Below are 10,945 nucleotides of genomic sequence, written 5' to 3' on the forward strand. Positions count from 1 at the left end.
CCTTAAAAAAAAAGTGTCGCGAACACTGGGTTAAAGGGGGCGATAGTTAATGCCTTGACGATCCAACCAAGGTAGTTGTCCGTTCAGGCGGGCTAAAAAGTCGTCCCAGTTGCGCTGTTTGTTCTCTGTCCAACACACTTCGGACAGAGCAATCAGTCGTGGGAATAACATAAAATCGAGGCGGCTTTGGTTGTTTACAAACTCACACCAAAGTGCGGCTTGTACGCCCAAAATATGCGCTCGGACTGGATCGCTTGCTGGCAAATCAGCAAGCGGCTCATAACTGTAAACATGGCGAAGTGGCGCTGGGCAGGCCCAGTCGGCACCTGGCTCTGAAGGCTGATAACCCTGCGCCATATCGAGATAGGTAAATTGGCCAGGCTGCATCACCACATCAAAGCCTTTTTTGGCGCAAGCCAAACCAGCTTCTTCGCTGAGCCAAGAGAAGATAATGGTGTCTTCGCTGACTTTGTCGCCTTTGGTGGCCTCTTCCCAGCCCATCATGCGACGGCCCTTGGCTTGAATTTTTTGCTCAAGGTAGCGCAGCATATGGCCTTGTAGTTCTTTCGGATCGCTATAACCATGCTCATCCATCATCGCTTTACAGGCTGGGCTATCGGTCCAAACGCCTTGCGGTACTTCATCGGCACCGACATGGATAAATGGTGATGGGAATAGCTCACAGACTTCATCGATCACGGTATCGAGGAATTCATAGGTGGTTGCCAGTCCTGGCGACAAAATGTTGTCTTCAAACCACTGAATCGAGCGATATTGCGATTTGTCTTCGGCATCAACCAAAAGCTCAGGGAGCGATTTGATCGCCGCACGGCTGTGCCCTGGAACATCAATTTCAGGGATCACTGTGATACCGCGAGCGCTTGCATAGGCAATGATTTCACGCACTTCTTGCTGGCTGTAGTAGCCGCCATGACGCTGGCTCAGAAGGCTATATTGCGGCTCCATCACTTCATGTGGACCGCGCCATGCGCCAATTTCAGTCAGCTCTGGATAGGCTTTAATCTCAAGGCGCCAGCCTTCGTCATCGGTTAAATGCCAATGGAAGTAGTTAAATTTGTAGTGTGCTAACTGGTTAATGAGACGCTTCACGCGTGATACTGGATGAAAGTGGCGAGCACAATCGAGCATCATGCCGCGATAGACAAAGCGCGGCGCATCTTTAATCTCAACACAAGGCAGGAAGAAACCATTGTTTTTGCCATGCGCTGGCGTGCTGTTAACCAGCTGCAATAAGGTCGCCGCTGCGCTATGAAAACCGCCAGCATCGGCCGCCAAAATCACCACTTTGCTGGTGGTGATATCAAGTTGATAGGCACCTTTGGCAAGTGATGTGGAGTATTGAAATAGAATTTGACCTTGGGTTGCCAAACGAATCGGCTCACCGATATGTTGGCTTAGCTCTTCCGCCAGCCATGTGGCAGCTGCATCGGCTGCATCAGCGCAGCTGGCAATGGCCACAGTGGCATTGAGTGGCAAAATCCCAGCTTTGGCAATTTGCAGCTGAGGTTTTGGAATTACATTGATATCGCGCACGCCTGGGCTGAGCACTTCATCATCTCGATGCGTCACTGTACCGATATCAAGCGGTGTGACTTCCGCTGGAATTGGGGTGCTGTCATTGCCAATGGTGAGGTAAGCATCGCCAATACCATGAGTGTGATAACGAAACGGTTCGGTGCGCACGGTAAATTTAATGCAGTAATGACCGTTAGGTAGCAGGCTTGGTTGCGCGGTTGGCTTAAAGCAGCAGTAGCTACCCACTTGGCTGACTAGCGCACCAGAAAGCTCTGCTGGATCAATATAGCGGCTATAGGAAAAATGCAGCTGCCAATCAATCAGCGTGGTATCGCTGAGGTTATGTAGGGTCAGCGCCAAAGTACTATGAGTCGCGTTTTCGCTTAGTACTGTTAAATCAACACGATAACTCATCATTTATCCTTCAACAGAATACAGGTTATGACCTGAACCTTGAGCCATTAAAATTGCCCCAGCCATGGCATCAGCTTGGGGTTCAACTAAGCACGCTTGATCAAATGGCGAGAGCCAAGGAACGATGCGCTCACCAATGCTGCCCATAAGGGCAACTTTTTGTGCACCGCGATGGCGAAGTGCGCCAAGCCACATCTCAACATCGGCTGCGGTTTGCTTGAGCATCGCAATAGCAAGGGCATCGCCTTGCGCTGCGTGGGCAAAAATAGCCGGTGAGAATTGACCGTAGTCACGGGGAATCGCTGTTTTCGACCAATCGACAATGGCGTCGATATCATGGTCAAAATGGCTAAGAACATGTTCCGCAAGTGGCGTTTTTTCGATGATTTCATCAGCTGCCAGCAATACTTGCTGAATCAAGCGCAGCCCCATCACAGCGCCGCCGCCTTGATCGGAAATGGGAAACTCACGACCACCGACAATATGCTGTTGCTGCTGAGGGTCGATATAGATGCCGCAAGAGCCAGTGCCGGCGATTAAGATCGCGCCACTTTGCCCACTGTGCGCGCCAACACAAGCGCCATAGGCATCGGTATTCATTTGTACTTGCGCAAAGGGATGCGGTTGCGCCATAAACGCCAGCCAAGCATTTTTTTGCTCGCCGCCCGCAAGCGCCATACCGACTGAGAAATTTGCGTAGTCTTGTTGGCTCAGACCGGCTTGCTCTGCTGCCAGATCAATCGCTTGCATGATTGAGGCCATGGCAACATCAACACCCAATAGAATATTGGCACTGCCAACTTTGGCTTCCCCTAGGGTGTCACCTTGCGCATTGACGATGCGAGCGCGGCAGGAGGTGCCGCCGCCGTCGATGCCAACATAGTACTTAGTCATGCTGGTTTCCTTTGGCTTGCATACAAATCGCAAGCAGATACCAAGCACCGTGCGGGATCCATTGTTCGCCCCAGCGCCAATTTTGTAGCATGTCCTCAGCTTGCCCTTCAGGTTTAAAGGCGATATCACGTGGGTTATCAAAGCCCGCAGTAATACCATTACACACGCCACCCATGGCGTTGTGGAAACCAAGCTCAGGTAGGTAATCAGGGTTGTTGTGGCCGTGGCCATCCAACATACACATATCGTACGGGTTGAGGCCGACAATCCAGTTCAAGCATTGGTCGCCATAGTGGCGTAGTGCTTGTTGTAACAGTGGATCGCTTAAGGCGTCTTGTGCGATATAGGCCATGGCTGCAAGCGATGCGATACGTGCGTTCTCGCCTTGCCACCAGTAGCCGGTTTCATTGTTCTGCGCGACAAAGAAGCTGTCGCGTTTGTCACCATTCACGTCTTTGACGTATTGGCGTGGATAGCCAAATGGGTTGGTCACAGCCTTGGTGATATTGAGCTCAAAGCTCACCGCTTGCGCGATCACGGTGCGTACTTTGGTTTGCAGGTCATCTTGCGTTTCAACCAATAGATATTGGCTGAGCGCGATCACTGGCAAACCTGCTTCTGCAGCGTGGAAATAGGGGCGTGAGCCATCGGCAGTGGCGGACCAGAAATGGGCCATCTGCTCATCGCTTTGTTGGCGAGCGCAAAGGCGCTCAGCCCATTGACGCGCTTCTACAAGGTAGCGACAGTCATCTGTTGCACGGTAAAGCTCAACCGCGCCAAGCAAAGCACAGTACTCATCAATGATGTTCTCTACGCCATCATTGAGATATTCACAGTTGTGCTCAACCAAGTGCCAGTAGCCTTTTTCGGCTGCTGCCAAGTATTGTGCTGGGGTGAATTCACCGCCAGCTGTGAGACGAGATGCTGCTGCAAGAGCGGCAATCGCCACACCTGCGCCTTGACGGAAACCGGCTTGGTAGTCATCAGACTTATGACCTTGCTGTGTTGCGTAGGCGCAAATCTCCCGTTGCTCTAAAGACTTACTCCAGCGATCAAAGATCGTGGTGTAAAAATATCCTTCATCGTCTTGCATGCGATAAAGGAAATCCACTCCAAAAATTGCCTCTTCAGTGAGACGGTAGTGGGTAAATTTCGCAAAATCTTCTTCCACCTTGAGGCTGTCAAGCACATGCAACATGTTCCAACACACCATTGGAATCTGCTGCGGATTGAAGAAGTTGCTGTAAGACAGGTGTGTAAAATACTTGCTGACATCACCAGAGGCGTCATACCAGCCTCCGGTGACATCGGCGGTGCGATCACTACCAAAAATAGGCACAGCTTTGTCGAAGCGATCAAATACGCCGCCACAACGCTGTGATTTAAAGTAATGAATCACATCTGTGAGGGTTTCAGTCATCAACACGCCGCTACCAATGACAAAGTCATGGGAGCAGGTACCAGCAACTTCAATGCGATAGTTGCCTGGTGTGGTGAACTCTGAAAAATCAATGGTGTAAAACTTTCCTTGATGCCATTCGTCCACACTTCCTTGGGCAATGACTGGCAGCTGTAATACGGCTTGTTGAGTATCGACACAGCGTAGTGTTGCGGTTTGGGTCGCAAGAGATTGCGGTGCATTAAGCACCGCAACTTTTGCGCTGAATCGTTCGAAACCGAGATGGTTGACAAACAGCTGCATGAAACCTCCAGATTAATCTTCGTATAGGTAACAACGTACGAAGTGGTTGTCTGCCAATTGCGTTACGCCTGGTAGCTTTTCACGACAACGTGGTTGTGCGTGCAAGCAGCGGCCAGCAAAAGGACAGCCCACAGATTCAGGTGTCCAAAGCGGGATTTCACCCTTATTGCCTTCCAATTTTTCATGGATAGACTTGCTTGGATCTGGTACTGCAGAAACCAATAGACGTGTATATGGGTGTTGTGGCTTGTGAATGATCTCTTCACAGTCGCCCCATTCAACCATGTGACCTACGTACATCACCGCAATATCTTCAGTGATATAGCGAGCAGTCGCGATATCGTGGGTGATGTATAGAAGCGCCATGTTGCGCTCGTGCTTCATCTCTTCCATTAGGTTGAGAACGCCAGCACGGATTGATACGTCAAGCATTGAGGTTGGTTCGTCAGCAAGAACAACCTTTGCACCCACCGCAAGGTTACGGGCAAGGTTCACGCGCTGACGCTGACCACCAGAAAGCTGATGCGGGAATTTCGCAGCAGTTTCTTTTGCAGGAACGAGACCTACTTGCTCAAGCAGTTCGTAAACGCGCTCTTCAAGTTCTGCCTTGTTGTTACCTACTTTGTTGTGAATCAACAGTGGACGTGCAACGTGGTGGAAAATGGTATGGGTTGGGTTCAATGAACCAAACGGGTCTTGCCATACCATTTGCACCGCTTGACGGTATTCCATCAGATCTTGTTTCTTTTCGATCTCAGCGATGTTACGACCATCAAAGAAGATGTCGCCGCCTGAAGGGGCGTACATCTTGGCGATCATACGGGCTGTGGTTGATTTACCAGAACCTGATTCACCAACAACAGATAGACCACGACCTTGATACAGTTTGAAAGAGACATCATTGATGGCACGCATCTTTGAGGTCTTTAACGAATTGCTGTTAATAGCAAAATCTTTAATCAGATTTTTGCCTTCAACAATTGGTTTACCTAAATCTTTGCTCATATTGAATTCCTATTGCTTTTTCTTATCCACTAACTGCAGGTTTTATTTGTTGTTGAATAGGTTGCAGTTAGAGAAACGACCTGGTTCCACTTGAGTCAAAATGTTTTGACCCTGCTTACATTGGTCGTGCACCTTTGGACAACGCGCCTGGAAACGACAGCCCTGTGGAATCTCAAACAGGTTGAGAGGGTTACCAGGGATACCGGTCAAACGAGTCTTAGGCCCAAGTAGTGGCGGGAACGAGTTTGACAAACCTTCGGTATACGGATGGTATGGGTTTTCCAAAATCTGCTTCGATGGTGCCACTTCAATCAACTCACCGGCATACATGATGCCGATACGGTCAGAGAACTCGACCATCAGAGAGATATCGTGGGTAATGAACAGAATGGCAAAACCGAACTCTTCTTTTAGCGCATAGATCTTTTGTAGGATTTCACGCTGTACCACTACGTCTAGTGCTGTGGTTGGCTCATCCATGATGATCATTTTTGGATTAAGCGCCAAAGCAATCGCAATAACCAAACGCTGGCGCATACCACCAGAGAACTGGTGTGGGTAGTCGCGCAGACGACTTGGGTGAATATCAACAATCTCCAATAGACCTTCAGCACGGCGTACTGCCTGCTCACGAGTCATATTGGTGTGACGCATAATCACGTCGCAGAACTGCTCTTCCATGGTCAAAACTGGGTTCAATGCGTTCATCGCACTTTGGAACACCATTGACATCTCTTTCCAGCGGAAGTCAGTCACTTGTTGTTCGTTTAGCTTGAGTAGGTCGCGACCTTCGAACATCACTTCGCCACCAGTGATAAATGCGGGCGGCTTATGAAGGCGCATTAGCGAGAAGGCAACAGTTGACTTACCACAGCCAGATTCGCCAGCAAGACCAAAGACCTCGCCTTTACCAATATCAAAGCTTACGTTGTTTACTGCGCGGACATCGCCCGCGGCAGTAACATAATCTACACAGAGATTACGGATTGAAATTTGTGGATCCTGTACTTTCATGCTCATTACTCTCCGACTGCCGCTGCAGGTTGCGTGCTTACGGTTTTTTGTTGCTCTTTCTTCTCTTGTTTTGCGAGTGCTTTCCAGCGCTTCATGCCTTTGTGGCTACGCAATTGTGGGTTTGCAATTTCGTCAACTGCGAAGTTAAGAAGTGCAAGACCAACAGCGATGAAGGTAAGAGCCAAACAAGGAGCCAATACTTCCCACCATGCGCCAATCAGCATTGATGAAGAGGTACGAACGTTGTAGAGCATGACGCCCCAGCTGATTGCGTTCGGGTCACCAAGACCTAGGAACGACAGAGTAGATTCCATCATGATTGCAAGCATTACGGAACCGATGAAGCTGGCACCAACGATAGAGATCAAGTTTGGTAGTAGCTCAACGAAGATGATGCGAACTGATGATTCACCCAGTACTTCAGCCGCTTTAACAAACTCTTTTTCACGAAGCGATAGGGTTTGTGCACGAACAACACGTGCGCCCCATGCCCAGGAGGTACAGGCGATTACCAATGCGATTGCCACTGGACCTGCCTCACCGATAAATGCTGCGATAACGAACAGGATTGGGAACTGAGGCAGTACCAACATGATGTTCATTGCTGCGCTGAGTACGTCATCGACGCGGCCACCGAAGTAACCTGCTGAGATACCGATGATGGTTGCAAGGAAGCACACCATGATACCTGCACCAAAGCCAACGGCTAGTGAGGTACGCGCGCCGTATACAAGCTGAGACCATACGTCACGACCCATGCGAGTTGTACCCATCAAGTGATACATAGGCTCAAGCTCTTTTAGCTCGCTCAACTCTTTTTTCAGCAATGCATGCTCAGTCACCAATTGCTCTTCGGTAGACAAAATACCAAGGTTAAGCAGCTCTTCAGCTTGCTCAAGTGATACCTTGTCAAACAAAGTAACGTTCTTTGGTAGTGTCTTTTCCATCGCTGCTAGTTGCTGCGATTTCTCTTCGATTAGCTTGGCGCGTTGCTCCGCTTTTTTCACGCTCTGCTCATAGGCACGAACCGTGATTTTTACGTTGCGAGTGTCGCTAGCAATGTTGTTTGCAATCCAACCATCTTTGTTGCTATCTGCTGCGAAAGCGACAGAGGTTGGGAATTCATGTGGCTTACCCGTGCGCTTATCAGGCGCATGTTGAGTAATGAGAGGCGCAAAAATGGCCGCTAAAATAAAGGTAACGATGATACCCAAGCCAAACATTGCTTTTGGGTTACCTTTGAGAAGAGTCCAAAGTGCTTTCATGATTATTTACCTCCCTTACGTAGGCGAGGATCGAGTAGAACAATAAGGATGTCAGCCATGAAGTTGAAGAACAGCATGAACAAAGTCATGATGATGAGCTGACCTTGAAGAACTTGATAATCACGAGCGTTGATCGCGTTTAGCATCACCTGGCCAAGACCTGGGTAGTTAAAGACGATTTCAACAATCAGCTGGCCACCGATGGCCATACCAAGTGCCATAGAAAGCGCGGTCACACTAGGAAGAAGGGCGTTACGTGCTGCATAGTTAAATACAACGCGGTTTTCGCTTAGACCCTTACCTTTTGCCATGGTGATGTAGTCTTCGTTCAGTAGGTTGATCATGTTGTTACGCATGTTGATCAAGAAACCACCGACCTGAATGATACTGGCACAGAAAAGAGGCAAAACTGCGTGATAAGCGACCGACTTATAGAAGGCGAAACTGGTCCAGTCTGGCGTCAAACCTGGGGTGTAGGCATAACCCGTTGGGAACCAACGAAGACCTAAGGCAAAAATGAAAGACATTAATAGCGCGATAACCACAGGTGGTACCGCTTGGCAGATCAACATACCTGGTGACATGAAGGTATCGTACAAGCTGCCACGTTTCCACGCCGCAAAAATACCGGCGATAGAACCAAATGCGAAAGAGATGATTACAGCACTACCTGCTAGGAACAGAGACCAGCCCAAAGCACCATTCAGTAGTTCGTTTACTGATTGTGGGTAGTTTTGAATCGAAGTACCTAGATTCCAAGTCATCACACTCTTGATGTACGTAAAGTACTGCTCATAAAGTGGTCCTTCCGTGAAACCTAGAAGTTTTTGCATTGCCGCGATACGCTCAGGCGTTACCTGGACCGTGGCGTTCGCAAACATCATGGTCACTGGATCGCCAGGCATAGCCCGCGGAATAACAAAGTTTAGCGTTGCTGCAACGAGCAATGCCACTAAATAGAACGCAAAACGTCGTAGAAAATATCCCATAACTCACACCTTACCAATCCAGCTTTTTCCTAGGCCTGAGCTGGAAATCAGGCCGAACTCTCCCCTGACGCAGAGCGCCATACCTTGAAGTTATCGTTGGGGGGAAAGGGCGGTGCGCAGACTGCGCACCGCAATTACAGAAGTAAAAAATTACTTAACTGGTTTTAGATCCAATACGTGTAGAAGACGCTCTGGGATACCAGCCCAAATGTTTGGACGGCCTTTCGCGTTATCTTCGTTCCACCAGCCAGTGAAGCGAGTGGTGTTGTATTGGTACATGTATGCACCAGACATCACAGGAACAGTTACTTGGTTCTCAGCGATGATCTTCTGGATGTTGTGCGCAATAGCAATCTGCTCGTTCTTATCAGCTGTCTTATAGAAGCTGTCGAGTAGTTTATCTAGCTGCGCGCTCTTGAAGAAGTGCATTGCGAAGCGAGGCATACCTTCACCAGCTTGTAGTGCTGAGTTGTATGCGCTGTCCCAGTATAGATGTGGATCTGCACCGTGGAAGTAGTTGGTGTAAGCCACATCGTAGTCAGCGTTTAGCATCGCTTGGTTGTATACAGAGAACTCAGGAGTTACTGCACGTGCGTTGATGCCTGCTTCTTGAAGTTGTTCAACAGCTAGCTGCACAGTGTTGTTGAAGTCAGTCCAACCGTTTGGAGATTGGATGTTCAACTGGAACTCTTTACCCGCAGGAGTTTCAACGAAACCGTCGCCGTTCTTATCTTTATAACCAGCTTTCGCTAGAAGTGCTTTCGCGCCTTCAAGGTTATAAGTGTTGAACTTCTTGAATTCGTTGTGAACTTTCTCGTCAGACCATGCTTCGAAAGCATAACCAAGACCAGAAGCGAAGTCGTTCACAGTACCGCCACCGTAGAACGCGATGTCGATGATAGTTTGACGGTCGATCGCCATAGAGAATGCGCGACGGAAGTTAACATCATTGATTGCGTCGTGTTTTGCTTTGTCCTTGTTATTGAAGTTCAAAACAAATGACTGAGTACCTGCTGGTGGGTACCAGTAGTGGTGGTTAGGGCTCGCTGCTTTATAAGTACGATCGATATCTGGAATGAATGAAGAAGTCCAGTCAAGCTCAGAGTTGATGATCATACCAAGAAGCTGATCGTTACCCGCGATTTGTGGAACGCGTAGACAGTCTACATCTAGGTTCGCGTTATCCCAGTAGTTAGGGTTACGACATTGGATGTAAAGCTGTGGAGTAAAGGTATCGATCACAGTAAATGGACCAGTACCTACTGGGTTTTCGTTAGTGAAAGTTGTTGGATCTTTCACATCTTTCCACACGTGCTCAGCAACGATAGGAACAAGAGAAATTTCGTATGGAACGTTTGAGTTCGCTTCAGTTAGACGGAATAGAACTTCATAATCGTTCACTTTTTCAACTGCGCTAACCCACTTCGCGATACCGCGAGTGTCTAGTTCTGGCTTAGATTTAACTAGGTCGAATGAGTAAACAACGTCGTCTGCAGTGAACTCTTGACCATCAGACCATTTCACACCTTTACGGATGTCAAAAGTCACAGTCATTAGGTCATCAGACATTTTGAAACCAGTCGCTAGGCGGAATACTGGCTCGTTACCTTTCATCTCATTGAACACAACAAGTGGTTCATAGATGAAGTCAGTAGTTGTACGTAGGTTAGTTGCAGTTAGGTACGGGTTAAAGTTACGTACCATGCTTGGGTAGAAGTCAGGTACTACAGTTAGCTCTGAGCGAGCTGCTGCTTGTGGTGCTGCTACCGCAGAAGTTGCTGCAACGATAATTGCTGCTGCTAGTTTGGTCTTCTTAATATTGGCAAGCATAGCTGTTCCTTACTCTTGCTTTTTGTTTCACTTGTTTATGCTTTCATCACTTAAGTGAGTCGTCGATGAAAACAACCTTGGGCTACTTCATCTGTGTCTCGCACATTTGAATGGCCGTGTAGTCCTTCGGCGAGTGTTAGGAAACTACTTTGTAAGCTGCTGGTCAATTGACCGCCCCGTCAAAATCGTAAAAAAAAAAGACAACTCCGTTATTTCCGTTAATTTCAGTTTTGGCAAACGGTTGCAAAAGCATCAGATAGTTGATTTCGATCAATAGAAATCTCTTCTAAAAGTAT

At 48.4% G+C, this 10,945-nt stretch carries 8 protein-coding genes; all 8 read right to left on the reverse strand.

Annotation, left to right across the window (positions count from 1 at the left end; genetic code table 11):
* Positions 1-30 precede the first annotated feature (30 nt).
* Entirely contained in the window at positions 31-1,950 is a 1,920-nt protein-coding gene (locus tag L9P36_RS01975; protein ID WP_237464509.1) for a beta-N-acetylhexosaminidase, read from the reverse strand.
* 3 nt (positions 1,951-1,953) lie between these two features.
* Positions 1,954-2,844: a glucosamine kinase nucleotide-binding domain-containing protein gene (locus L9P36_RS01980; RefSeq protein WP_237464510.1), complete on the reverse strand. Its 891-nt coding sequence runs from the start codon at positions 2,842-2,844 to the stop codon at positions 1,954-1,956.
* A complete protein-coding gene (locus L9P36_RS01985; protein ID WP_237464511.1) occupies positions 2,837-4,546 on the reverse strand; it encodes a glycoside hydrolase family 9 protein in 1,710 nt (569 codons plus the stop codon). Before L9P36_RS01985 ends, L9P36_RS01980 begins: the two co-directional genes overlap by 8 nt.
* 12 nt (positions 4,547-4,558) lie before the next feature.
* Positions 4,559-5,551 (reverse strand): ABC transporter ATP-binding protein, encoded by a 993-nt coding sequence (locus tag L9P36_RS01990; RefSeq protein WP_237464512.1) that lies wholly within the window; start codon positions 5,549-5,551, stop codon positions 4,559-4,561.
* Positions 5,552-5,593: 42 nt separating this feature from the next.
* Positions 5,594-6,565, reverse strand: coding sequence for an ABC transporter ATP-binding protein (locus tag L9P36_RS01995; protein WP_237467828.1), 972 nt, complete (start codon positions 6,563-6,565; stop codon positions 5,594-5,596).
* 5 nt (positions 6,566-6,570) lie between these two features.
* Positions 6,571-7,830 carry an ABC transporter permease gene (locus L9P36_RS16420; RefSeq protein ID WP_354004716.1) on the reverse strand — a complete coding sequence of 420 codons (1,260 nt, stop codon included), beginning with the start codon at positions 7,828-7,830 and terminating at the stop codon, positions 6,571-6,573.
* Between the two features lie 2 nt (positions 7,831-7,832).
* Positions 7,833-8,819, reverse strand: coding sequence for an ABC transporter permease (locus L9P36_RS02005; RefSeq protein ID WP_237464513.1), 987 nt, complete (start codon positions 8,817-8,819; stop codon positions 7,833-7,835).
* 150 nt (positions 8,820-8,969) lie between these two features.
* Complete coding sequence (locus tag L9P36_RS02010; RefSeq protein WP_237464514.1) at positions 8,970-10,649, reverse strand: ABC transporter substrate-binding protein; 1,680 nt, start codon at positions 10,647-10,649, stop codon at positions 8,970-8,972.
* Between the last annotated feature and the right edge of the window lie 296 nt (positions 10,650-10,945).

It is taken from the genome of Vibrio stylophorae (assembly GCF_921293875.1).
Taxonomy (GTDB): Bacteria; Pseudomonadota; Gammaproteobacteria; order Enterobacterales; family Vibrionaceae; genus Vibrio_A; species Vibrio_A stylophorae.